21 protein-coding genes, 4 tRNA genes and 1 pseudogene are annotated in these 22,871 nt (G+C 46.5%); 11 read left to right on the top strand and 15 right to left on the bottom strand.

The genetic code is table 11. The features are described from left to right. Window positions 1-62: 62 nt before the first annotated feature. The 6 genes from L4C34_RS17680 to L4C34_RS17655 all read right to left on the bottom strand — a co-directional run bounded on the left by L4C34_RS17680 (window position 63) and on the right by L4C34_RS17655 (window position 2,130). Window positions 63-251: a (2Fe-2S)-binding protein gene (locus L4C34_RS17680; RefSeq protein ID WP_428790654.1), complete on the bottom strand. Its 189-nt coding sequence runs from the start codon at window positions 249-251 to the stop codon at window positions 63-65. Window positions 252-441: 190 nt separating this feature from the next. Continuing rightward, window positions 442-1,626: an elongation factor Tu gene (gene tuf, locus L4C34_RS17675; RefSeq protein WP_428790653.1), complete on the bottom strand. Its 1,185-nt coding sequence runs from the start codon at window positions 1,624-1,626 to the stop codon at window positions 442-444. 101 nt (window positions 1,627-1,727) lie between these two features. Then, window positions 1,728-1,803: transfer RNA gene (locus tag L4C34_RS17670), tRNA-Thr, on the bottom strand. Window positions 1,804-1,816: 13 nt separating this feature from the next. Continuing rightward, window positions 1,817-1,891, bottom strand: a tRNA-Gly gene (locus L4C34_RS17665). A 38-nt stretch (window positions 1,892-1,929) separates the two neighbouring features. Beyond that, a tRNA-Tyr gene (locus L4C34_RS17660) sits at window positions 1,930-2,014 on the bottom strand. Between the two features lie 40 nt (window positions 2,015-2,054). Next, window positions 2,055-2,130 (bottom strand) — tRNA-Thr (locus tag L4C34_RS17655). A gap of 208 nt (window positions 2,131-2,338) precedes the next feature. Between L4C34_RS17655 and coaA the strand changes: the two genes are divergently transcribed. Beyond that, the gene (coaA, locus tag L4C34_RS17650) at window positions 2,339-3,262 is read left to right on the top strand and encodes a type I pantothenate kinase (RefSeq protein ID WP_428790652.1); all 924 of its coding nucleotides are present in this window, start codon (window positions 2,339-2,341) and stop codon (window positions 3,260-3,262) included. A gap of 77 nt (window positions 3,263-3,339) precedes the next feature. On the opposite strand, the gene L4C34_RS17645 is transcribed toward coaA, so the two are convergent. After that, window positions 3,340-3,690, bottom strand: a complete 351-nt coding sequence (locus L4C34_RS17645) for a 5-carboxymethyl-2-hydroxymuconate Delta-isomerase (protein ID WP_428790651.1) — start codon at window positions 3,688-3,690, stop codon at window positions 3,340-3,342. Window positions 3,691-3,915: 225 nt separating this feature from the next. Between L4C34_RS17645 and tpiA the strand changes: the two genes are divergently transcribed. Next, the gene (tpiA, locus tag L4C34_RS17640; RefSeq protein WP_428790650.1) at window positions 3,916-4,683 is read left to right on the top strand and encodes a triose-phosphate isomerase; all 768 of its coding nucleotides are present in this window, start codon (window positions 3,916-3,918) and stop codon (window positions 4,681-4,683) included. Between the two features lie 114 nt (window positions 4,684-4,797). Continuing rightward, window positions 4,798-6,144, top strand: a complete 1,347-nt coding sequence (locus L4C34_RS17635; protein WP_428790649.1) for an MATE family efflux transporter — start codon at window positions 4,798-4,800, stop codon at window positions 6,142-6,144. 31 nt (window positions 6,145-6,175) lie between these two features. Here L4C34_RS17635 and rraA read toward each other — a convergent pair whose 3' ends face one another. Together rraA and efp are read right to left on the bottom strand one after the other, a co-directional pair. Next, window positions 6,176-6,694, bottom strand: a complete 519-nt coding sequence (rraA, locus tag L4C34_RS17630; protein ID WP_428790648.1) for a ribonuclease E activity regulator RraA — start codon at window positions 6,692-6,694, stop codon at window positions 6,176-6,178. A 273-nt stretch (window positions 6,695-6,967) separates the two neighbouring features. Beyond that, the gene (gene efp / locus L4C34_RS17625) at window positions 6,968-7,534 is read right to left on the bottom strand and encodes an elongation factor P (RefSeq protein WP_428790647.1); all 567 of its coding nucleotides are present in this window, start codon (window positions 7,532-7,534) and stop codon (window positions 6,968-6,970) included. Window positions 7,535-7,567: 33 nt separating this feature from the next. Between efp and epmB the strand changes: the two genes are divergently transcribed. Next, window positions 7,568-8,590, top strand: a complete 1,023-nt coding sequence (epmB, locus tag L4C34_RS17620; RefSeq protein ID WP_428790646.1) for an EF-P beta-lysylation protein EpmB — start codon at window positions 7,568-7,570, stop codon at window positions 8,588-8,590. An 86-nt stretch (window positions 8,591-8,676) separates the two neighbouring features. Here the strand turns inward: epmB and pfkA are convergent, their stop codons facing one another. The 3 genes from pfkA to L4C34_RS17605 form a co-directional block, all read right to left on the bottom strand. Further along, complete coding sequence (pfkA, locus tag L4C34_RS17615) at window positions 8,677-9,639, bottom strand: 6-phosphofructokinase (protein WP_428790645.1); 963 nt, start codon at window positions 9,637-9,639, stop codon at window positions 8,677-8,679. Window positions 9,640-9,890: 251 nt separating this feature from the next. Continuing rightward, a complete protein-coding gene (gene fieF, locus L4C34_RS17610; protein WP_428790644.1) occupies window positions 9,891-10,799 on the bottom strand; it encodes a CDF family cation-efflux transporter FieF in 909 nt (302 codons plus the stop codon). A 213-nt stretch (window positions 10,800-11,012) separates the two neighbouring features. Next, a complete protein-coding gene (locus L4C34_RS17605) occupies window positions 11,013-11,474 on the bottom strand; it encodes a CpxP family protein (RefSeq protein WP_428790643.1) in 462 nt (153 codons plus the stop codon). A gap of 186 nt (window positions 11,475-11,660) precedes the next feature. Between L4C34_RS17605 and L4C34_RS17600 the strand changes: the two genes are divergently transcribed. From L4C34_RS17600 to trmL, 3 genes are all read left to right on the top strand, one after another. After that, window positions 11,661-12,347: a response regulator gene (locus tag L4C34_RS17600; RefSeq protein ID WP_428790642.1), complete on the top strand. Its 687-nt coding sequence runs from the start codon at window positions 11,661-11,663 to the stop codon at window positions 12,345-12,347. Continuing rightward, window positions 12,347-13,738 (top strand): envelope stress sensor histidine kinase CpxA, encoded by a 1,392-nt coding sequence (gene cpxA, locus L4C34_RS17595; protein WP_428790641.1) that lies wholly within the window; start codon window positions 12,347-12,349, stop codon window positions 13,736-13,738. The genes L4C34_RS17600 and cpxA overlap by 1 nt, the downstream gene beginning before the upstream one ends. Window positions 13,739-13,834: 96 nt before the next feature. Continuing rightward, window positions 13,835-14,314, top strand: coding sequence for a tRNA (uridine(34)/cytosine(34)/5-carboxymethylaminomethyluridine(34)-2'-O)-methyltransferase TrmL (trmL, locus tag L4C34_RS17590; protein WP_428790674.1), 480 nt, complete (start codon window positions 13,835-13,837; stop codon window positions 14,312-14,314). Window positions 14,315-14,327: 13 nt separating this feature from the next. Here trmL and L4C34_RS17585 read toward each other — a convergent pair whose 3' ends face one another. Continuing rightward, on the bottom strand, window positions 14,328-14,807 hold the full coding sequence (locus tag L4C34_RS17585) for an FxsA family protein (protein WP_428790640.1): 480 nt from the start codon (window positions 14,805-14,807) through the stop codon (window positions 14,328-14,330). A gap of 317 nt (window positions 14,808-15,124) precedes the next feature. Between L4C34_RS17585 and aspA the strand changes: the two genes are divergently transcribed. The 4 genes from aspA to L4C34_RS17565 all read left to right on the top strand — a co-directional run bounded on the left by aspA (window position 15,125) and on the right by L4C34_RS17565 (window position 20,126). After that, window positions 15,125-16,576, top strand: a complete 1,452-nt coding sequence (gene aspA, locus L4C34_RS17580; RefSeq protein WP_428790639.1) for an aspartate ammonia-lyase — start codon at window positions 15,125-15,127, stop codon at window positions 16,574-16,576. 200 nt (window positions 16,577-16,776) lie between these two features. Next, window positions 16,777-18,606 (top strand): protein-disulfide reductase DsbD, encoded by a 1,830-nt coding sequence (locus L4C34_RS17575; RefSeq protein ID WP_428790673.1) that lies wholly within the window; start codon window positions 16,777-16,779, stop codon window positions 18,604-18,606. Between the two features lie 168 nt (window positions 18,607-18,774). Further along, window positions 18,775-19,410 carry a response regulator gene (locus L4C34_RS17570; RefSeq protein WP_428790672.1) on the top strand — a complete coding sequence of 212 codons (636 nt, stop codon included), beginning with the start codon at window positions 18,775-18,777 and terminating at the stop codon, window positions 19,408-19,410. 92 nt (window positions 19,411-19,502) lie between these two features. Then, a complete protein-coding gene (locus L4C34_RS17565) occupies window positions 19,503-20,126 on the top strand; it encodes a MarC family protein (RefSeq protein ID WP_428790638.1) in 624 nt (207 codons plus the stop codon). Between the two features lie 149 nt (window positions 20,127-20,275). On the opposite strand, the gene L4C34_RS17560 is transcribed toward L4C34_RS17565, so the two are convergent. Then, entirely contained in the window at window positions 20,276-21,094 is an 819-nt protein-coding gene (locus L4C34_RS17560) for a DUF2076 domain-containing protein (protein WP_428790637.1), read from the bottom strand. A gap of 228 nt (window positions 21,095-21,322) precedes the next feature. Continuing rightward, window positions 21,323-22,492, bottom strand: a pseudogene (locus L4C34_RS17555) (ATP-binding response regulator); the annotation flags it as partial. Between the last annotated feature and the right edge of the window lie 379 nt (window positions 22,493-22,871).

Raw genomic sequence — 22,871 nt, 5'->3', positions numbered from 1 at the left:
CTAATTAACTGTAGTAGAAGAAAAATTGTAACGAATCAAAAAAGCAATATTATGATGGGATCTTAGATTATTTGTTTTACTTCCAGCAGTGTGGCTTCAGTCAAAATTTCTTTGGTATATTTCACGCATTTACCACATTGACTGCCAAGTGCTGTGCACTTTTTTAAAGTACGGATATCAGTAATGCCCTGTTCGATGACCAATTTCTTGATTTCTTTATCGGAAATACCGTGACACAAACAAACAAACATCTTCTATCCAAACAAACTAGGTGTAATAAAGAATATAAACGATAATGGTTTTCATTAGCAATAGATAATCTTGTCTATTATTAGATTATTTCGTTATAAGTTGGCTGTTTTTTAATCTCAAATAACAAAAAAGGGAAGCCTAAGCTTCCCTTTCTCAAATGCGAGTATCGCAAAATCATCCAACTAATAATTAGTCTAAGATTTTAGCAACAACACCAGCACCTACTGTACGGCCACCTTCGCGGATTGCGAAACGTAGACCGTCATCCATTGCGATTGGAGCAATTAGCTCTACAACCATTTGGATGTTATCACCAGGCATTACCATTTCTACGCCTTCTGGTAGAGAGATATCACCAGTTACGTCAGTTGTACGGAAGTAGAACTGTGGACGGTAGCCTTTGAAGAACGGAGTATGACGGCCGCCTTCGTCTTTAGACAGTACGTATACTTCAGACTCAAACTTAGTGTGTGGAGTGATTGAACCTGGAGCYGCWAGTACTTGACCGCGCTCTACGTCGTCACGTTTAGTACCACGTAGTAGTGCACCAACGTTCTCACCCGCACGGCCTTCGTCTAGAAGCTTACGGAACATTTCTACACCAGTACATGTAGAAGTTGTTGTGTCGTGAATACCKAYGATAGCAACTTCGTCACCAACTTTTAGGATACCACGTTCGATACGACCAGTKACTACTGTACCACGACCTTGGATTGAGAATACGTCTTCAATCGGTAGTAGGAACGGTWGGTCTACTGCACGCTCTGGCTCTGGGATGTAAGAATCTAGTGCTTCTGCAAGCTCTACGATCTTGTCTTCCCATTGCTTCTCGCCGTTTAGTGCGCCAAGAGCTGAACCTTGAATTACTGGTAGATCATCACCTGGGAAGTCGTACTCAGAAAGAAGTTCACGAACTTCCATTTCAACAAGCTCTAGAAGCTCTTCATCGTCAACCATGTCACATTTGTTCATGAATACGATGATGTATGGGATACCAACCTGACGGCCTAGYAGGATGTGCTCACGAGTTTGTGGCATTGGGCCATCTGTCGCAGCAACAACTAGGATACCACCGTCCATCTGTGCAGCACCTGTGATCATGTTCTTAACATAATCCGCGTGTCCTGGACAGTCTACGTGTGCGTAGTGACGAGCTGGAGTATCGTACTCTACGTGAGATGTAGCGATTGTGATACCGCGCTCACGCTCTTCTGGAGCGTTATCGATTGATGCGAAATCTTTCGCTTCACCGCCGTATACTTTTGACAAAGTAGTACAGATTGCAGCAGTTAGAGTTGTTTTACCGTGGTCAACGTGGCCGATAGTACCAACGTTTACGTGCGGTTTCGTACGTTCAAATTTTTCTTTAGACATGGGGTGTCCCTCTAGGTACAGATTTAGGTGGTTTTAATGACCACGCAACCAAAATATATTGGTAATAAAGTATATATCAAAAGGAAAAGATCGCTTAGAGCTGGTGCTGATACCCAGATTTGAACTGGGGACCTCACCCTTACCAAGGGTGCGCTCTACCGACTGAGCTATATCAGCACTCAAAATGAGGTGGAGCGGGCAGCGGGAATCGAACCCGCATCATCAGCTTGGAAGGCTGAGGTAATAGCCATTATACGATGCCCGCACACGTAACTCTGTGGAAGAGCTATTTCCTTAAGAATATGGTGGAGGGGGACGGATTCGAACCATCGAAGGCAGTGCCGGCAGATTTACAGTCTGCTCCCTTTGGCCACTCGGGAACCCCTCCAAATTTTTCATTCTCAATGTGCATAGATACACAAGAAGAATGGTGCCGACTACCGGAATCGAACTGGTGACCTACTGATTACAAGTCAGTTGCTCTACCTACTGAGCTAAGTCGGCATAAGTGGTGCGCATTCTATGGGATGATGCCCTTGCTGGCAATAGCTAACTCTAAAAAAAAATCATTTTTCTTGGTTTTCATTTCAACCGGTTGCAGTTTGTACAGATTTCAAAGTATTACATAAAAAGTGTTGACTTTATCATTTGATTTATTCGCCTCATAAGGTATCGTCCAGCTCTTCATTAGTGATAGGGAAATAGGTGCTGTATGAGTCCTTACATGTCATTTGACCGAAACAAATGGGCAGAGCTACGAGATTCTGTACCAATGACATTGTCCGAAGAGGACTTACTGGAGCTGCAAGGAATCAATGAAAACCTTTCCATGCAAGAAGCCGTCGAGATTTACTTGCCGCTGGCAAGATTGCTCAATCTGTATATTGCGGCTCGTCAAAGCCGTAACGATGTACTACACCACTTTCTTGATAACCCAGAAGTATCCCCGCCCTTTGTCATTGGCATCGCGGGCAGTGTGGCCGTCGGGAAAAGCACCACAGCAAGGATCCTAGAAGCACTACTCTCTCGCTGGGATAATCACCCTAAAGTTGAGCTGGTCACCACCGATGGGTTTATTTATCCCAATGCCATTCTGAAAGAACGTGGGCTAATGAAGCGCAAAGGCTTTCCAGAATCATACGACATGAAAAAATTGGTGCAGTTTGTCTCAGATGTGAAAGCGTGTAAGCGCAACGTCACCGCGCCGATATATTCACACCTCACGTATGACATTACCGATGAGAAGAAGGTAGTCGACTTACCAGATGTATTGATTGTTGAAGGTTTGAATGTCCTGCAGAGCGGCATGGACTACCCACACGATCCACACCGGGTATTTATCTCAGATTTTCTCGATTTCTCGATTTACGTCGATGCCAATACCCAGCTGATCGAAAAGTGGTACGTGGAGCGATTTCTCAAGTTTCGTAAAGGGGCATTTGCAAAGCCTGGCTCATACTTCAGCCACTATACAAGATTATCTGAGCAAGATGCGATTAACGAAGCTCAGGGGATCTGGGCAAGTATTAATGGTGTCAACTTACAACAAAACATCCTCCCCACCCGAGGGCGAGCGCAACTCATCTTAACCAAGGGTGCCCATCACACCGTTGAAGATATCCTGCTGCGCAAATAATCTGCCTCAAGCCGCGATGAGTTCACAAGCTTTAAGCTTAATCGGCTATAAGTTCAATAGGCTATGAATTCAATAATCTATGAGTTCAACACGCGCTGAAAGCTGGCTTTCTCCATTTCGCGTACGTCCACAGTCAAACTGTGGACGTGGCTGGCGAGTTCGGCGAGAGCATTAATCAAGCGCTGCGACAAATCCGTTTTTTGCTCAATACTGCGTCCTTCAAGTAATTCGATACGAAGGTGAATAAAATCTTGGCTGTCATTGTGCTCGCCCACTAACCAATTGTGGTAACGAATAGCGCGTGACTTCACCGAAGATTTTTCAAATAAGCCGCAAGACAACACTTCTTGATGTAAATCTTCCAATAGTCCTTGTACATTAACACGTTCATCCACGGAATTTGAATATTCCAAAATTAGGTTCGGCATACTGCTCTCTTCGTTAATTACTTGTTACGACAAATTTCGACCATAATGAATGCCTGCTTCGTTGCTTTCAATTACCAAAGTCGCATAAAGAGATGATTGTGGTCATGATCTGCCAATATTTATCTGTTATATTCTTTCAACCTTATACCCAAGTGACTTCAAATTACTTGAGGACACTTGGGTATAAGCCTGATTTTTACATTAATGAAACTTGGAGATATTCCTATGCGTCGTCCTGTAGTAATGGGAAACTGGAAATTAAACGGCAACAAAGCCATGGTAACTGAACTGCTCAACGGCCTAAGTGCTGAGCTAGAAGGCGTAACGGGCGTTGATGTCGCTGTTGCTCCGCCCGCTCTATACCTAGATTTGGCTGAACGTGTCATTGCTGAAGGTGGCAACAAGGTCATCCTAGGTGCACAAAACACTGATCTAAACAACAGCGGTGCTTTCACTGGCGATCTTTCTCCAGAAATGCTGAAAGACTTCGGTGCGACTCATATCATCATCGGCCACTCTGAGCGTCGTGAGTACCACAATGAGTCAGATGAGTTGGTTGCTAAGAAATTTGCATTCCTAAAAGAAAATGGCCTAACGCCAGTTTTCTGTATCGGTGAATCTGAAGCGCAAAACGAAGCTGGCGAAACCGAAGCAGTATGTGCACGTCAGATCGATGCAGTGATCAACGAATGCGGTGTGGAAGCTCTTAACGACGCTATCATTGCTTACGAACCGATCTGGGCAATTGGCACGGGTAAAGCAGCAACAGCTGAAGATGCACAGCGTATCCACGCGTCAATCCGTGCGCATATCGCTGCGAAAAGTGTTGCTGTTGCTGAACAACTAATCATTCAATACGGCGGCTCTGTTAAGCCAGAAAATGCACAAGCATATTTCTCGCAGCCAGACATTGACGGCGCACTCGTTGGCGGCGCATCTCTAAATGCAGCAAGCTTCGCCGCTATCGCGAAAGCAGCCGCTCAAGCAAAATAAGCCCTAACGCTTATTCCTGTATAAAAAGTCAGCTTCGGCTGGCTTTTTTGCTCTGTGTAGAGTCCGCGCAGATAATCGAGTATCCTAGCGTTTTCCCGTCACCGTTATCAACTCATGCAAGATAAACACGGCCTACTTAGCGCCCCAATCACCAGCGTGCTGCGCAATATGACTATTCCAATGATATTTGGCATGGTTTCAATCCTGATGTTCAATCTTGTGGATACTTTTTTTATCTCACTATTGGGCACTCAAGCGCTGGCTGCGATTAGCTACACATTTCCAATTACGTTTGCCGTCAACTGTATCACTATGGGAATAGGGGTAGGGTTATCATCTTGTATCGGTCGATTACTAGGACAAGGGCAAACCAACAGTGCAGCGAGGCTGGCAACCCATGGTTTGCTGTTGGCCATTGCGCTGATTGTCCTCGCCTCTTTCGTTGGCCTCATTAGTCTCAAGCTATTATTTGGTGCGCTAGGCGCTAACTCGACAGTATTCGCGCTCATTCAACAGTATATGACAGTGTGGTATTTAACGATTCCATTACTGGTCATCCCGATGGCAGGTAATAGCGCCATTAGAGCCACTGGAGACACCAAGACCCCCGCCTATATTATGATCTTGGCTGGTGTGATAAACGGCGGGCTTGATCCCATGCTTATCTTTGGCTTCGGCCCCTTCCCAGCACTCGGTATTCAAGGGGCGGCTATCGCGAGTGCCGTTAGTTGGTTATGCGCACTTGGGCTATCTCTCTATATTCTCGCCACACAAAAAAAACTGCTCACTTGGCCACGCTGGCAAGTTTTACTTCCCGATTGGCAGCAAATCTTACGAATTGGAACACCAGCTGCCTTTTCGAATGCCATGACTCCATTGTCCGGTGCCATCATCATGAGCATTTTGTCTTCTTATGGCACAGAAGCCGTCGCGGGATATGGCGCAGCGCAACGGATTGAATCAGTGCTTATCATTGTGCTCATGTCACTCACCTCCGCACTCACGCCCTTTATCGCACAAAACATTGGCGCTCGGCAGCCTGAGCGCAGCTTTGCCGGCATGCTACTGAGTATGCGCTTTTCTATTCTATTTCAACTGATGATCTTTGTGATGCTCGTACCCTTGGTGTCTTCATTGGCGAGTATCTTTTCACACGATCCGGCAGTGCAACGCATCATCTGGCTGTATTTAATATCGGTGCCAATCAGCTACGGGTTTCAAGGAGTGGTTATGATGTTGGTATCAAGCCTCAATGCTCTGCACCAGCCCCTCTCGGCACTATTGTGGAGTTGTAAACGCTTATTCTTATTTGTGCTGCCTTGCGTGCTAGTTGGCGGCTATATCGGGGGTATTGAAGGGTTATATATTGGTATTGCGCTGGGTAATATCACAGCTGGAGTAAGCGCCTACTTACATGCTTTACGGCTAAGAAGGCGCTATTGCATCAATGTATCGGACTGATCGACAGCAACTTTATTGAAGAGCCAATCGCTCACGATTCAGCAAGCTCTTCTTTGCTAACATCAAAGTCAATATTGAGCGGTTCTTGAGATAAGATGACTCCAGTATTATCGGCATATACATAGTCTTCAGGTAAGAAAGTAACGCCGCCGAAGTTCACTGGCACATCGACTTCACCGACACCTTGCTGCGCAGCACCAACCGGAACGGAGGCAAGGGCTTGAATACCGACACTCATATCTTCCAGCTCATCGACTTCACGCACGCAGCCATAAACAACCATGCCTTCCCAGTCATTCTCTTCGGCCAACGAAGCGAGCTCCGCATCGATTAACGCGCGGCGTAAAGAACCGCCGCCGTCGACAAGTAGCACTCGACCACCACCGTCTTGCTCTAAGATTTCACGAACTAGGCTATTGTCTTCGAAACACTTCACCGTCGTAATTTGCCCGGCGAACGAGACACTGCCACCAAAGTTACTGAACATGGGTTCAACCACATCCACTTGATCTATATAAATGTCGCACAACGCAGAGGTATTGTATTCCATCGCATCTCATCTCGCACCGTTAGTCACCTAAATCGAGTATATAGGGTGAACAAACCAATGCAATGACTAAACGCAATTAACTGGTGATTGTTTGTACAAAGGTCGCGCTCATTCGAACTTATACAAATAAGTCGGCAGGGCGATATCTTTCAGGGGGAGGAAGCAGAAAACGTCAGGCTGTCGCCGAATAGGAAAGCGAAGTGATGGACAGTGAAGCCAAAATTATGGGCAGTGAAACCAAAAAGCCACTCGGAAGTGGCTTTCTTAAGCAGATTACTTCACGCGACCGACGTACTCGCCAGAACGTGTATCTACTTTAATCACTTCGCCAATTTGGATAAATAGAGGAACACGAACCACAGCACCTGTTGTCAGCGTCGCAGGTTTGCCGCCAGTACCTTGTGTATCACCTTTAAGACCAGGATCAGTTTCAGTAACTTCTAACTCAACGAAGTTTTGTGGAGTAACGACGATTGGGTTGCCGTTCCACAGAGTTAGCATACAAGTATCGTTTTCTGCCAACCACTTAGCGTTTTCGCCAACCGCTTTCTGGTCAGCAGCGATTTGTTCAAATGATTCGCTGTTCATAAAGTGGTAGAATTCACCATCGTTATAGAGATAATCAAGATCGATATCCATAACATCGGCAACGTCAACGGTGTCGCCTGATTTAAAGGTTTTCTCCAATACTTTACCAGAAAGCAGCTTACGGATTTTCACGCGGCTGAATGCTTGACCTTTACCCGGTTTTACAAACTCGTTTTCGAGAATGACACACGGCTCATTATCAAGCATAATTTTAAGACCGCCTTTAAATTCATTCGTGCTAACAGTAGCCATTTTTTCCTCTTACCATTGTTCGAGTTGATTTCAATGTCACACATCATAACCCGAAAAGTCGATTCTGTTGAGCAAAACTGGCTCACCCAATTGGCAAATTCTTTTACCGACCCTGCTAAGCTAATGGATTACTTAGAAATAGCTCAGGAGGAGTGGGTCGATGGATACGAGGCAAGGAAGCTATTTAGCCAGCGCGTACCTATGAGTTTCGTGCGCAGAATGGAAAAAGGCAACCCGTATGATCCCCTGCTACGCCAAGTCCTTCCGCTAAAAACGGAGTTCAATATCCAAGCTGGCTATTCACAAGATCCATTGCAAGAGCAGAGCAATGCCATCCCTGGTTTATTACATAAATATAAAAACCGTGCCCTGATGATCGTAAAAGGTGGATGTGCCATCAATTGCCGTTATTGCTTTCGCCGCCACTTCCCTTATCAAGAGAATAAAGGCAGCAAGTCCACTTGGCAGCGCAGCCTAGAGTATATTTCGCAGCATCCTGAGCTAAATGAAATCATCTTGTCCGGCGGCGATCCTTTGATGGCCAAAGATCATGAGCTGGAATGGCTAATCCAAGCCATTGACGATATCCCACATATTAAGCGCCTGCGCATTCATTCACGCCTGCCCGTGGTATTGCCAGATAGAGTCACTGAGCAACTTTGTGCCAGTTTACAAAATTCTCGGCTACAAACCGTTTTTGTCACCCATATTAATCATGCCAATGAGATTAATGAGGAGCTTCAGCAAGCCATTGAGCGTATTAAGCAGGCAGGTATCACCTTGCTTAACCAAAGCGTACTGCTGAAAGGGGTGAACGATAACGTTGAAGCCCAAGTTGCCTTGAGCGAGTCTTTATTCGATGCTGGGGTTTTGCCTTACTACCTGCACGTACTGGATAAGGTACAAGGAGCGGCGCACTTTTATGTCGATGACGACACCGCACGCGCGATCATGGCTGGGCTTGTCGAGCAAGTGTCAGGCTATTTAGTGCCAAGGTTGACCCGAGAAATAGGCGGCCGGAAAAGTAAAACTCCGCTCGATTTACGTTTGGAATAAAACGACACGGCCATAAACGAACAACACCCGCTGAATTAGCGGGTGTTGTTTTTAAAGCTCGGTTAGCAACGATGAATATAGCGCAATTAAAACAGCTCTTCCGCTACTTGGTACAAATCACGGTGGACTGGACGCTTCATGTTTTCTATGGCGTCAATAATGTCATGATGCACCAACTCTTCTTTTTGAATGCCCACGCAACGACCGCCATGACCATCAAGCAACAAATGAACTGCATAATTGCCCATACGAGAGGCCAAGACTCGGTCGAACGCTGTTGGACGACCACCACGTTGAATATGGCCCAAGACTGTCGCGCGGGTCTCACGACCCGTTGCTTGTTCAATCTCTTTCGCAAGCTCATTGGCATCCATCATCAGCTCAGTTAGCGCGATGATTGCATGCTTTTTGCCTTTCTTAATCCCATCTTGGACATTGTGAATCAACTGATCTTTATCTAAACCCGTTTCTGGAGAGATAATATATTCACAACCACCAGCAATCGCAGACATTAGGGTCAAGTCACCACAGTGACGCCCCATGATCTCGACGATAGAAATACGTTGATGAGAAGATGACGTATCACGCAAACGGTCAATCGCGTCGATAACAGTATTAAGCGCGGTCTGGTAACCGATAGTGTAATCCGTACCCGCAATGTCGTTGTCGATCGTGCCTGGTAAGCCTATACATGGGTAACCCATTTCAGTTAACTTCTTCGCGCCCATGTAAGAACCATCACCGCCGATAACCACCAAAGCTTCAATACCATGCTGCTTTAAGTTTTCGATTGCTTTTTCTCGGACCGCCATTTCTTTAAATTCAGGGAAACGTGCCGAGCCTAAGAAAGTACCGCCGCGGTTGATCACATCAGAAACGCTCGAACGATCAAGTTTTTCGATACGGCCTTCGTATAGACCCAAATAACCGTCAAAGACACCATAAACTTCCAACCCTTTCGATAGTGCGGTACGCACAACACCACGGATGGCTGCGTTCATTCCTGGTGCATCACCGCCACTTGTTAAAACACCGATCTTCTTAATCATGTTCATCCTCGATCTTTGGCAATCTATTAATAAATCTGTCATCCAGTCACGACTGTATATCTATTAACACAATCGTTTATAGGGGCAATATGTTACCCAGACTCGATAGGAATACTACCTTTATTTGTACTAAATCATGTAAGTTTTCTACTTTTGTAAAAATATTACAGATCATAACAACAAGCGCTTCGATATAGATCAAACTAATGGACATTCCTTTTCCAGAAACTCATTCGCTCCTAAAACCTTCATTACCAGTCGTGATATTTTTGAGTTTTTTCTCCATCAAGTACCACCGAATAAGGATCCTGGTGGATCATGATATCAGCACTAGGAAAGCTCTCTAGCAAGCGTTCTTCCACTGAATCGGAAATTCGGTGCGCTTCAATCAATGGGATCTGATCTTCTAACTCTAAGTGCAATTGAATGAAACGAGTCGGACCGGACATCCGCGTTCGTAACTGGTGTACACCGAGAACGTCATCAACGGACAGGCAGCACTGGCGGATCTGCTGCAGCTCTTCTTCGGGCAACTGCCTATCAAGTAACGTCTGGATAGCATTCATAACCATCTTAAAGGCGCTATATAAAATATAGACGCCTAAGCCAATCGCAAATACCGCATCCGCTTGTTGGATTCCCATCCAAGTCAATACTAATGCACACAGGATGGCGACATTGAGATACAAGTCCGATTGATAATGCAGTGAGTCGGCAGCAATCGCTTGACTGCCGGTACGCTGAACCACGTATTTTTGAAATCGCACCAATGCGAAGGTAACGACAATTGCAAACAAACTGACATAAACGCCTATTTGCGGCGAATGCAATTCAACCGGACGAGATAAGCGCTCAATACCGTTTAAAATCAGGAAGCACGCAGAGCCAGAGACAAACATGGCTTGAGCAAGCGCGGCCAGTGATTCGGCTTTTCCATGTCCAAACCTATGCTCTTTATCTGCAGGTTGCAAAGAATAGCGAATCGCTAATAAGTTCACGACTGAGGCGGAGATATCGAGTAGAGAGTCAATCAAAGAGGCAAGTAAACTCACCGAGCCAGTCATCCACCACGCTATCACTTTAAAAACCAGCAAAATACTAGCAACGACTGTCGCTGTCCAAGCTGCCGCGGTGACTAAACGAGCATATTCTGTTTTCATAATCTAATTATTGTCTAGGATTTATACGCCAATAGTATACCTGAGAATCATCAGATTACATGTGTCATAAATGCCCAATATTACGAACATTTATCTACAATCCATCCATAAAAAAAGATGACCTTAGGCCATCCTTTTACAGACTCACAATGCGTCGTCGCTTTCTCAGCTGGTTACTAAGCTTCGCATCGTCTAGCAAGGTTCACTGTTTGATTAAGCTCGGCATTGCTGAACTTTTTCTTTCACCAACTTGCTGTACTGTGCTTTTTGCACTGGCGTCAACACGTTCAGCATATCGTGGCGTTTCTTCATCATATCAACACGCTTTTGTACCTGCTTCTCGGCCATCTTTTGGGCCAACGTATTCGCCGCTTTGGCGTCGAACGTTTTCGCCAGTACCAGCTGCTGCATTTGCTCACGATCCGTCTGTCGAGCTTGCTTATTGTCTTGTTTCGCGGCTTTCATCGCCAGTTTATTGGTCTGGCGCATTTGCTGAAGCTGATCTTTTTGCTCTTGAGTTAAATCGAGTTGCTTTATCACACCGCGATCTAGGCTTGGTCCACAGCCACGCTTACCTTTATGACCATCTTTCCCACCCAAGGCAAACGCGCTGGTCGAGCCGATGACTAAAGGCAGGGCAACCGCAGCTAAAACAAGTTTATTTTTCAATTTCATAGGAACACCTTTTTGTCTGTTGTAGTGACACTGCTGCGTTTACAGCACGTGAATATAGATTAGAATCCACTCTGTAAAGCAACGTAAGGCAAGCGTAAAGAAGCGTAAAGAAAGCAATTAACGCTCAAGGTTAACTATGATTCACATTAATATACCCACCTCTATCGGTTTCACAAAGGCACTCGCATGGCGCATATCTTACTCATTGACGACGACACGGAACTAACTAGCTTACTTAAAGAAGTACTGATGTTTGAAGGATTTACCGTCTCAGAAGCCAACGATGGAGAATCGGGACTCGCCGCCTTAGACGAGAGTATCGACCTTATCTTACTCGATGTAATGATGCCCAAACTAAACGGCATGGAAACCTTAAAAAGGCTACGTGAAACTTGGGAGACCCCTGTGCTCATGCTCACCGCAAAGGGAGAGGAAATTGATCGGGTCATTGGTTTAGAGTTAGGCGCAGACGATTACCTTCCGAAACCTTTTAGTGACCGAGAACTGTTAGCCCGCATGCGAGCCATCATGCGCCGCACGCGTATCCCATCGGTAAATAAGCCGCAAGACAGTATCCAATGCCAAGATATCCAATTGTTTCCGGGTAAGCAGGAAGCTTACTGCCAAGAATCCCTGCTTGAATTAACCACCACCGAATTTGCCCTACTCACTTACTTACTTCAGCACCCAGGCGAAGTGCTGACCAAGGAAACATTGAGTTTAGAAGTGTTAGGTAAGCACCTGTCCGCGTTCGACCGAGCAATCGACATGCACGTCTCCAACTTGCGAAAAAAACTTCCAGAGCGCCTCGATGGCAAGCTGCGGATCAAAACCCTACGCGGGCGTGGCTACTTACTCACTGAGGAGCATTAATGCGCTTCCCGTACATCACTAGCCTATATGGTCGCATCTTCGCGATTTTTTGGTTCACCATGTTGTTGGTGTTGATCGCCGTGTTGTCTCTACCCCATTTAGACCCGCGTAAACCGCGCGATATTCCGGCGCATCGGATGGACGTGTATCAAGAGATCAGCGGCAACGTCGTTCAGCAATATCAAGGCATCCACAACCTGAGTCGAATCCTTGCCAACGTCGAGAGGCAACGACGCTTCAACCAAAAAAATCGTATCCATAGCCCCGATATATTTCTCACCGACATCAATGGCAACCTATTAACTAGCGGCAGAAAAAGAAATTTCAAGAACCGAGAGCTACGCAACTTTGTCACTGGACTCACCAGCAACCAGCCGAAACAGAGACTCTATGGTCATTACCTTGTGGCTGGACCTTTTCCAATCGAACTCGCTAAGCAAAACCTGATGCTGTACATCGGGGTGAAGTGGAACAAGCCCGCCCCCTTTTTACTCCGGCTATTCGATCAACCCGTGCAACTCCTGCTTGCCGTCATGGCCGTCAGTACCCCATTCTTACTTTGGTTAGCTTGGGCGCTAAGCCAGCCAGCGCGTAAGCTCGAGTTGGCGGCAAAAAGAGTGGCCAATGGCGAATTTGTTGTGGATCTATCCCTAGAGTCCGGCACGAACGAATTTCGGCAGGCAGGTAAAAGTTTCAATCAAATGGTCGAAGCGGTAAATCAAATGATTTCCGGGCAGCAAAGATTGCTGTCGGATATATCACACGAACTCAGATCACCGCTCACTCGACTGCGTATGGCCAATGCCTTGGCTCGCAGAAAATTAGGCGACAGCAACGAGCTCACTCGTGTCGATACGGAAGCACAACGCCTAGAACAAATGATCAGTGAACTACTGGAGCTATCTCGTATGCAGGTGGATAGTCACCTTGAGCGAGAGCTGCAGCCGATTTCTAGTCTTTGGGAAGAAATCATTAAGGACGCTCAATTTGAAGCCGAGCAAATGGGCAAAGCTTTGCATTACACCGACATCCCTAACCTTTCCATTTCCGGCAACCCAAAATTACTCATGAGTGCGGTAGACAACATCATCCGTAACGCCATTTACTACGGCAAAGATCAGGTCAAGGTGGCCATCGCCTATACTGAGCACCAGTTGACCATCACGGTAGAAGACAACGGGGATGGCGTTCCCGAGCAAGAATTACAAGATATCTTTAGGCCATTTTACCGAGTCTCTACGGCTAGAGATCGGCATAGCGGGGGGACGGGTTTAGGGCTAGCCATCACCGAAAATGCCGTCATGCAGCACTCTGGAACAATAGACGCGAGTCGCAGCGACATGGGGGGATTAAAGGTAAAGATCTCTCTACCAAATACACTACCGAATTAACCGTGCCACCACGAAGGCCATTGCTGCTGCTTGGCCTCTGGTCGACATCGGCCTATACTGCGTGGCACATTCACCAACCCATACCGCCAACCATCTATGTTTGATATCGCTCTATACGAACCAGAAATCGCCCCAAATACGGGAAACATCATTCGACTTTGCGCCAATTGCGGGGCCAATTTGCATCTCATAGAACCATTAGGTTTCGATTTAGATGAAAAGAAAGTTCGCCGTGCCGGATTGGACTACCACGATATCGCCAATGTGAAACGACACAAAAACTTCGCAGAGTTTCTCAGCTATCTTGAGCAACACTCACCTGATGGCTATCGCCTATTTGCGTGCACAACTAAGACGACGGGCCACCATACCGATGCTCAATACCAAGCGGGTGACGTACTGTTATTCGGCCCAGAAACCCGAGGCTTGCCAAGCGAAGTGATCGAAAGCTTACCGATGGAACAGCGCATTCGGATCCCTATGATGCCAGAAGCACGTAGCCTCAATTTATCCAATGCGGTGGCCATCATTGCCTTTGAAGCGTGGAGACAAATGGGATTTTCTGGCGCGGTTTAATCGCCAGACCCGACTAGTTTAATTTGTCTCGATCCTGATCGTCCTTGCGTTCATACTCTCCTTCAAACGTATTCCCAGAACGATCAGATTGGGATGGACCTTGGTGACCAAAAGGCCGGCCAGCAAACCCTCCCTGCTGAGTGGAGATACGTTGCATCATATAATGCGCTATCTTTGGACGGAACATGGGCAGTAGCAAAATCGCCCCAACGAAATCGGTAAAAAAGCCTGGAGTAATCAACAACACCCCTGCGATTACCAGTAAAACACCTTCACCAATTTCTTCGGTCGGCAACTCGCCTTGCTGTAGCTTAGCGCGCATTGAAGTCAATGTTTGCAAGCCTTGGCTACGCACTAATGAAGCGCCCACTAACGCACTTAACAGGACCAAGCCCACAGTAAGCCATACGCCAAGTAAATGGCCAACCTGAATGAACAGCGCAATTTCTATGCTCGGTAACACAATAAACAGCACCATCAATACCAATAGCACATCTCACCTCTTTATCCGTCAATATTCCTCGAATCTTAAGCTTAAATGAATCTAATCAAGAAAACAGCTTCTCGTCTGTCTGGCTGAAAATAAACCTCTTTAGCCTCTAGCTGCGTTCATGTCACATCTTCATTATCACGTCTCGCACAATAAAATATAAAAAAAGTGAGCCAACCACTTTTTTTATGCTGCATGTGCAGTATCATCTGCCCATCAAATCAGGATGAACGATTAGCCAACTACCCTACCGAATGGATTCCACGGCACATAATGGCAAACTAGTTATAACAATATCCAGATGACCTAAGGATCCAACGATGGTAACCCAAGCACCGATGTCAAAAACTAAACCAGAAGCAACTCGTATTGAAGAAGACTTGTTGGGTCAACGCCACGTACCTGCTGATGCCTACTATGGTATTCACACGCTACGTGCAGTAGAGAACTTTAATATTTCCAACGTCACCATCTCAGACGTACCTGAATTTGTACGTGGCATGGTAATGACGAAAAAAGCGGCCACACTAGCGAATAAAGAGCTAGGTGTTATTCCAAGCGACGTCGCTGACTACATTATTCAAGCGTGTGGTTTGATCCTAGAAACAGGTAAATGTATGGATCAATTCCCTTCAGACGTTTTCCAAGGCGGCGCTGGCACGTCCGTGAACATGAACACCAATGAAGTGATTGCGAACCTTGCACTTGAGCTAATGGGCAAAGAAAAAGGTGAATACCAATTCATCAACCCAAATGATCATGTCAACAAGAGCCAATCAACTAACTGTTCTTACCCTACAGGCTTCCGAGTCTCGGTTTTCAACAGCGTGCAAAAACTGACTCATGCGATTGAGTACTTGCGCCAAGCATTTGAAATTAAGAGCGAAGAGTTTAGTACTATCCTAAAAATGGGCCGTACTCAGCTACAAGACGCTGTACCTATGACAGTTGGCCAAGAATTCCAAGGGTGGTCTGTCACACTGAAAGAAGAGATCCGCGCACTAGAATATACCTCTAAGCTCCTGCTTGAAGTCAACTTAGGCGCGACCGCTATCGGGACTGGCATTAACGCAGCGGAAGGCTACCAAGAGCTTGCGGTTAAACATTTAGCTGAAGTGACAGGTTTAGACTGCGTTCCAGCAGAGAACTTGATTGAAGCGACATCAGACTGCGGTGCTTATGTAATGACGCACGGCGCACTGAAACGTCTCGCGGTTAAACTGTCGAAGATTTGTAACGACTTGCGCCTACTCTCTTCTGGCCCAAGAACTGGCCTAAATGAGCTCAACTTGCCAGAGCTGCAAGCCGGTTCGTCTATCATGCCAGCAAAAGTTAACCCAGTCGTACCTGAAGTCGTCAACCAAGTATGTTTCAAAGTTCTTGGCAATGACAACACCATTTCATTTGCGGCTGAAGGCGGACAATTACAGCTCAACGTCATGGAGCCTGTGATTGCACAAAGCATGTTCGAATCTCTCGACATTCTGACCAACGCTTGTGTGAACTTGCGCGACAAGTGTATCGATGGCATCACAGTGAACAAAGAAATCTGTGAAGGCTACGTGCACAATTCCATCGGTATCGTGACTTACTTGAACCCATACATCGGCCACCACCAAGGTGATATCGTGGGTAAGATTTGTGCAGAAACAGGTAAGAGCGTACGCGAAGTTGTACTGGAAAGAGGCCTACTCACTGAAGAAGCGCTTAACGAAATCTTCTCAGTAGAAAACTTTATGCACCCAACGTATAAAGCGCAGCGCTACGAATAAGACGATTATACAACTAGCGTTCATATACGATTAGCACTTTTATAAGGCTCCCACGGGAGCCTTTTTCATGTCCTTTAACCGCTTTTTCACCCTTTCAACCGATAGAGTGTTAATAATCGTGCTTAGCATGCAACTTAAACGCGCATCATCGGGTCTAATTTGGGTAAAATAGCCCCAACTCTATCTGATTGACTATGACTATGCGTTTACTCGTTTCCATTCTATTACTCTGCGCGAGCACGCTGGCAACGCCAGCCTTCGCCCAGTTTAATAATACTCCATCCGCCCTACCAGGGGTTACCAGCAGCGCGACTTTTGTGCCGGTTGATGAAGCCTTCCCGTTCAGTTCATTTCAACACGGCAAGCAAGTGTTTATTGATTGGCAAGTCAAACCCGGGTATTACCTGTATCGACATAGCTTGTCGGTGGCGGGGAAAAATATCACGCTAGGTGACATCGCCATACCTTCCGGTGAACCTCACAACGATGAATTTTTTGGCAAGGTAAATATATTTACCACGCCTTTATCTATTTCGGTGCCAATCAGTGATTATAAGGTGGGCGCTCAGCTGTCGGTTCAATATCAAGGGTGTGCAAAAGCGGGTTTTTGTTATCCACCAGAAACACGCGTTATCAAACTCAAGTCAATTACGGCGGCAACCGACACGTCGGCAGAAGCTTTGCCCCACACCAAAGCGGCTGCGGCTATCACCTCTAGTGTAAAGCCAGCAGCGAATTTAAACGGACTAGAAAGTGACTCGAGCCGCTATGTTGATTCCTTAGGACACACTTGGTGGGCCCCTCTGCTCTTTTTAGCACTTGGCATTGGATTGGCTTTTACGCCTTGCGTTCTGCCTATGTATCCCATCTTGACCAGTATCGTATTGGGGCAAGGTAAACTGTCCCTACGCAAGGCCTTCGCTTTATCTTTTATCTATGTACAAGGTATGGCACTCACCTACACCTTGCTTGGTTTGTTAGTGGCCTCTGCCGGAATGCAATTTCAGGCAGCAATGCAGCAACCTGCGGTGTTAATTAGCTTAAGCGTACTTTTTGTCGCGTTAGCCCTCTCAATGTTCGGCCTCTATAGCCTGCAATTACCCGTAAAAATGCAAACATGGCTAAGCTCCCTGAGCAATCAACAAAAATCAGGCCGAGGTATCGGGGTATTCGCAATGGGGGCCATCTCTGGTTTGGTATGTTCACCATGCACCACCGCTCCTTTATCTGGCGCGCTGCTATACGTCGCGCAAACTGGCAATTTGGTCACCGGCGGAATTAGCCTGTATGCCTTAGCAATGGGGATGGGCATTCCATTGATGCTTGTCGCCGTATTTGGTAATAAGCTTTTGCCGAAAGCAGGCGCTTGGATGAACCACGTAAAAGTGCTGTTTGGCTTTATTTTATTGGCCGCTCCCATCTTCTTACTCGATCGAATCCTACCCGCGACTTGGAGTACGTACTTGTGGTCGGCATTGGGGCTCGCCGCTTTTGCTTGGCTCTACCACGCTAAAAATGCACTTCAGTTTGGCGGATGGAAACAAAGCGTGATTGGTATCGTGGCGATTTTAGGGATCCTAGCTTCAGCGCAACCACTGTTAAATATGTGGCTGCACCCTAATCCATCGCACAGCGCGTCTTCTGTCACGAACATTCATTTCACGAAAGTGCAATCCGTCGCTGAACTCGACCGCCAACTGGAAAAAGCGCGCCTCACAGGCAAGCCTGTGATGCTTGATTTCTATGCCGACTGGTGTGTCGCGTGTAAGGAATTTGATAAGTACACCTTCCACAACCCAGAGGTCGCTCAGCAGCTGCAACACTTTACTCTACTGCAAGTCGATGTGACGAAAAGCCTACCGGAAGACTTCAAGCTCATGCAAAAAATGAATGTGCTTGGCTTACCAACGATTGAATTTTGGAACGCAAAAGGCGAACACCTAGTGAATGCGAAAGTGACAGGATTTAAACCCGCGCAAGCTTTCTTGCAACATTTGACCGCGTTTAAATTGACCCAGCCTCAGAGTTAACCCTCACCCAGCCCTCAGCCGTAAGAAGAGAAAGTTAACCTTTCCTCTCTGCGGCTGACATCCATTCACACTTTACAAAAAAAAGCGTTGAAACTCCCCATTGCTAGTGTTGGAGAGCGAGCAAGCTAGGTATAGTGAGCCTACTGACCAATGCAACCAATTGAACTTATGGAATCAAGCCACACCATAGTTATCGCTGATGATCACCCTCTATTTCGTAATGCACTTCTGCAATCGATCAATGTGGCTATCGAAGATGCCAAGCTACTAGAAGCAGATTGCCTCGACTCGTTATTTGGCTTACTAAAAGAACAGGAAGAACCCGATCTCGTTCTGCTGGATCTAAAAATGCCAGGGACAAATGGGTTATCTGGATTGATGCAGCTGCGTTCTGATTACCCTAGCCTGCCCGTTGTCGTGGTCTCAGCCAATGAAGAACCCAGTGTCATCGCCCAAGTAAAAGCGCAAGGCGCGTTTGGCTTTATCCCAAAATCCAGTGACTGCCAAGCATTAATGAAAGCCATTGACCAGATATTAGACGGTGAGCCATACTTTCCCGAGGCTGCCTCATCATACCAAGCAAAGCATGCCGAACTATCTGAAAGAATTACCGCACTCACTCCCCAGCAGTATAAAGTGTTAACCATGCTATCTGACGGGTTGTTGAATAAACAAATTGCCTATGACCTCAACGTATCAGAGGCGACAATTAAAGCGCATATGACCGCTATTTTCCGCAAACTCGGCGTGAAGAATCGCACCCAAGCTGTCATTTTGCTACAACAACTGGAGAGCGTGCAGTAGGGCTTTGCCTATCTATGATGTTAACGCTGGCTGGTGGCATTAGATTGTATTCTCCTTCAATATAGTGACAACCAAGAATAAAGGAAGCGCTAATGCTAGATAACCTCATTACTCAATTTGTATTGTTGTGGGCCGTGATTGATCCTATTGGCTCAGTGCCCGTATATATGTCGCAAACCCATCACTTAGAGCTAAAACAAAGACGGATAGTGGCACTCAAAGCCGTCGCGATTGCCACCAGCGTACTGCTCTTCTTTCTTCTTGTTGGACAGTTTTTGCTCGAAGCCATGCAGATCCCGCTACCCGCTTTCCAAGCCGCAGGTGGATTAGTACTACTGTTGTTTGCGCTAACAATGATTTTTGGTGAGAGTAAACCTGAAGTCGAACAGAAAATCTCGGAAGAAATCAGTCATTCTGAATTGGCAAACCTCGCCGTCTACCCGCTGGCTATCCCCTCCATCGCTTCACCGGGTGCCATGATGGCCATCGTGATGCTCACCGATAACCACAGATATTCACTGATCGACCAAGCCACTACCGCTGCCTTAATGCTGACCGTGATGGTGGTGACCCTACTATTACTGCTCAGCGCAACTCGTATTCAAAAACTGATTGGCAATGTGGGAGCGTCGGTGATTAGCCGTGTCATGGGCTTGATTCTTGCTGCTGTGGCACTCAATAACTTACTATTGGGCATCAAAAACTTTTATACCTAATATCGCCAGCTGCCTCAGACTCACGCTGCCCGTATTCGAAATTCTGTTTATTCGAAAACGGGCAGCGTGATAAGCGAGGTTTGAGCGGTGAGATTATCGCTCTGAAAGGAAAAGTATGGGCGCAGTCTTGTAAACAGTTGCCCTCGCGACTACCAGCCGCCATCGTCTCCGCTATCAAACCCGCCGGCATCAAAGTCACTGCTATCAAAGCCACTATTGTCGTTACCAAAACCAGCACTATTATCACTAAATCCGCCAAAGCCTGAATTAGTGAAATCATTGTTGCTGTCACCGGAAAAGCTATCGAAGCCAGCATCATTGTTGTTGGAAAAAGGGTCATTGCTATCATTCGCCCCCCAACCTGAACCATCATTAGCGCCAAGATCCGGTGACTCATTAACAATAGTTTCATCAACAATAGTTTCATCAACTATCGTTTCATGCCCTCCTCCAAGAAAGCCATTTCCCCCCATCATATGGGAGACACCTTCAAACAAAAGAGCACCACCAGCAACACCTAGCGCGGTACTGGCGGCTTGCCCCATAAAACTGCTGCTGCGTGATGGCTGATAGTAGTTACCACCTTGAGGCTGAGAATAATTACCACCACGGGATTGAGAGTAATTAGCTTGTGCTGAACTATTTGGCACACCACCCATCCCGTTCTGATAGCTTGGTTGCTGATGTGAATGGCTCTGTTTACTGCTTCCAAACAACCCGCCTAAGAAGCTGCTTTTTTTATGGCGATTCTCTTGATGGTCTTGTTCAAGTTGTTTGATTTTGGCTTGGCTCGCCTTCAGCGCTTGCTCTTGCAGCAATACCGCTTGGGTTAATAAGTACATAGCACGGGGTTGATTCGACATTAATTTTTGGATCAGCTTTTCTGCCTCTGTATCAATATCAGACAGATCAGCATTGCGCAGCCGTTGCGCGAGATTTTCTATCAGTGTTTTTTCGTCAGCATTCATATGTAACCCTTTAAGAATCAAAATCGGCGATCACCGAGTATCGGTCAGTAAGTCTTGATTCCCTTCAAGCAACGTATCCTAGCGTACCTGACCATTAGGTATACCTCGTTTAAATGGACAGGCCAAGCATTATTAACTTTCCATTAACAAGGCGGCCAAACCATCACGCCAATCAATAGAGGCTGCTGTAACATGCATCATATTAGAGTTAAAACTCAATATGTTAGGTTAAATCACCCATTGATTTAACAAACTCCGAAGGCGAATCGCTTTCAGGGGCTTAGCGACAAAATCAAACCCTTGTGCTCGAATTTCTTGCCGTAATACTTCGCTACAATCGGCACTTATAATTGCCCCTAAAAACTCACCGTCTAGAGTCGCCTTTAATTGTTTCAATATCGACAAGCCCGTTTTCTGGCAATCAAGGTGGTAGTCAGAAAGCACCACATCTGGCTGCCACTTCGCATAGACACACTCTAAACTTTGTGCTTCATTTTCAGCCAACTTAACATCGCACCCCCAACGCGTCAGCAGCCCTTGCATCGCCAGTAAAATGCTTTGTTCATTATCAATACACAGTATTTTCAAGTGGCTAAGATTTGATGCAGAATGACTAGGTACTGGTTTTAAGAGCTCCTCAACACGGCCTGCACTTGGCAAGCTAATCGAGAAAACACTGCCTCGTCCCGCCCAAGTACGCATGGAAATTTGATGCCCTAAGACGTGGGATATACCTTTAGAGATCGCTAAGCCAAGCCCTAACCCCTGGGATCCTTCACTGCTGTCTCCGCGGGTGAACTCTTCAAAGATTTTCTTCTGCTGATCTTCATCGATACCTGGTCCATTATCCCATACTTCAAGGCGAACATTCCCCTGTTGACGCCGAACACCAAGCAACACCTTACCATTGGGGTTGTAGCGAAATGCATTGGTCAAAAAGTTTTGAATTACGCGGCGTAGAAGCTTTGGATCGGATCGAACCGTTAATGAAGAGGACAAGGTAGTAAAGTCGATACCTTGTTGATTTGCCAATACCGCAAACTCTGCCTGCAGATTGCCCAGCACTTCATTCAAGGCAAATCCGTACACATTGACATCCAACTTACCCGACTCCAATCGCGAAATATCCAGTAAGTCCCCTATCAAGTCCTCCGCGGCTCCCAATGAAGATTCAATATGAGAAGCCACTTCTTGAGTGTGAGGATCATGGCTGACCTCAAGGAGTGAGGAAGTAAACAAGCGTGCGGCGCTCAATGGTTGCATCAGATCGTGACTCACCGCGGCCAAAAATCGCGATTTAGTATGCGACTCATATTCCGCCTTCTTTCTCGCGATCACTAACTCGCGATTGAGATTTTCTAGCTCCTGTGCCCGCTTACGCATCTCTGCCTCGGTTGTTGGCTCTAATTGATCCCCATCGGGAAGATCTTCACCCAAACAGTCGTGTACCACACAATGATGCAATACATCTCGATGCGCAGCTTCATCAATCATCAACATCACTTGATCAAGCTCAGCATGATCCGATGCTGCTAACTTGCCAACGACAAATTTGGCCGCAGCCGTTCCCAGCACCAGTGCCAACACTCGCTCTGCGTAATCCACCAAAGAAAGAGGAGCCTGCTGGTTATCCGGCAGCAGAACTAATTGAGCTTTCCAACCCGGAAGAAATTGTGACGCAGTTTGGTTAACTTGAGCGCAGTGCACCACCATTGTGTTGAGCACTTCCATACTTACAGTTGTAGTTGTCTGCGCATGGTGAACCTGTCCTTGAGAA

The sequence above is a fragment of the Vibrio profundum genome (genome assembly GCF_050337555.1).
Lineage (GTDB): Bacteria > Pseudomonadota > Gammaproteobacteria > Enterobacterales > Vibrionaceae > Vibrio > Vibrio profundum.
Note: the sequence above shows the minus strand (reverse complement) of the source record. Positions and strands in the feature narration are given on the sequence as shown.

Excerpts from the sequence above, each read along its gene's own strand:
- L4C34_RS17565 (WP_428790638.1), top strand. The coding sequence starts at position 19,503 with ATGCTAGATAACCTCATTACTCAATTTGTATTGTTGTGGGCCGTGATT.
- coaA (WP_428790652.1), top strand. The coding sequence starts at position 2,339 with ATGAGTCCTTACATGTCATTTGACCGAAACAAATGGGCAGAGCTACGA.
- L4C34_RS17560 (WP_428790637.1), bottom strand. The coding sequence starts at position 21,094 with ATGAATGCTGACGAAAAAACACTGATAGAAAATCTCGCGCAACGGCTG.
- trmL (WP_428790674.1), top strand. The coding sequence starts at position 13,835 with ATGTTTGATATCGCTCTATACGAACCAGAAATCGCCCCAAATACGGGA.
- aspA (WP_428790639.1), top strand. The coding sequence starts at position 15,125 with ATGGTAACCCAAGCACCGATGTCAAAAACTAAACCAGAAGCAACTCGT.
- pfkA (WP_428790645.1), bottom strand. The coding sequence starts at position 9,639 with ATGATTAAGAAGATCGGTGTTTTAACAAGTGGCGGTGATGCACCAGGA.
- L4C34_RS17680 (WP_428790654.1), bottom strand. The coding sequence starts at position 251 with ATGTTTGTTTGTTTGTGTCACGGTATTTCCGATAAAGAAATCAAGAAA.
- L4C34_RS17605 (WP_428790643.1), bottom strand. The coding sequence starts at position 11,474 with ATGAAATTGAAAAATAAACTTGTTTTAGCTGCGGTTGCCCTGCCTTTA.
- L4C34_RS17600 (WP_428790642.1), top strand. The coding sequence starts at position 11,661 with ATGGCGCATATCTTACTCATTGACGACGACACGGAACTAACTAGCTTA.
- L4C34_RS17570 (WP_428790672.1), top strand. The coding sequence starts at position 18,775 with ATGGAATCAAGCCACACCATAGTTATCGCTGATGATCACCCTCTATTT.
- epmB (WP_428790646.1), top strand. The coding sequence starts at position 7,568 with ATGTCACACATCATAACCCGAAAAGTCGATTCTGTTGAGCAAAACTGG.
- rraA (WP_428790648.1), bottom strand. The coding sequence starts at position 6,694 with ATGGAATACAATACCTCTGCGTTGTGCGACATTTATATAGATCAAGTG.
- efp (WP_428790647.1), bottom strand. The coding sequence starts at position 7,534 with ATGGCTACTGTTAGCACGAATGAATTTAAAGGCGGTCTTAAAATTATG.
- L4C34_RS17575 (WP_428790673.1), top strand. The coding sequence starts at position 16,777 with ATGCGTTTACTCGTTTCCATTCTATTACTCTGCGCGAGCACGCTGGCA.
- L4C34_RS17645 (WP_428790651.1), bottom strand. The coding sequence starts at position 3,690 with ATGCCGAACCTAATTTTGGAATATTCAAATTCCGTGGATGAACGTGTT.
- cpxA (WP_428790641.1), top strand. The coding sequence starts at position 12,347 with ATGCGCTTCCCGTACATCACTAGCCTATATGGTCGCATCTTCGCGATT.
- fieF (WP_428790644.1), bottom strand. The coding sequence starts at position 10,799 with ATGAAAACAGAATATGCTCGTTTAGTCACCGCGGCAGCTTGGACAGCG.
- L4C34_RS17635 (WP_428790649.1), top strand. The coding sequence starts at position 4,798 with ATGCAAGATAAACACGGCCTACTTAGCGCCCCAATCACCAGCGTGCTG.
- tpiA (WP_428790650.1), top strand. The coding sequence starts at position 3,916 with ATGCGTCGTCCTGTAGTAATGGGAAACTGGAAATTAAACGGCAACAAA.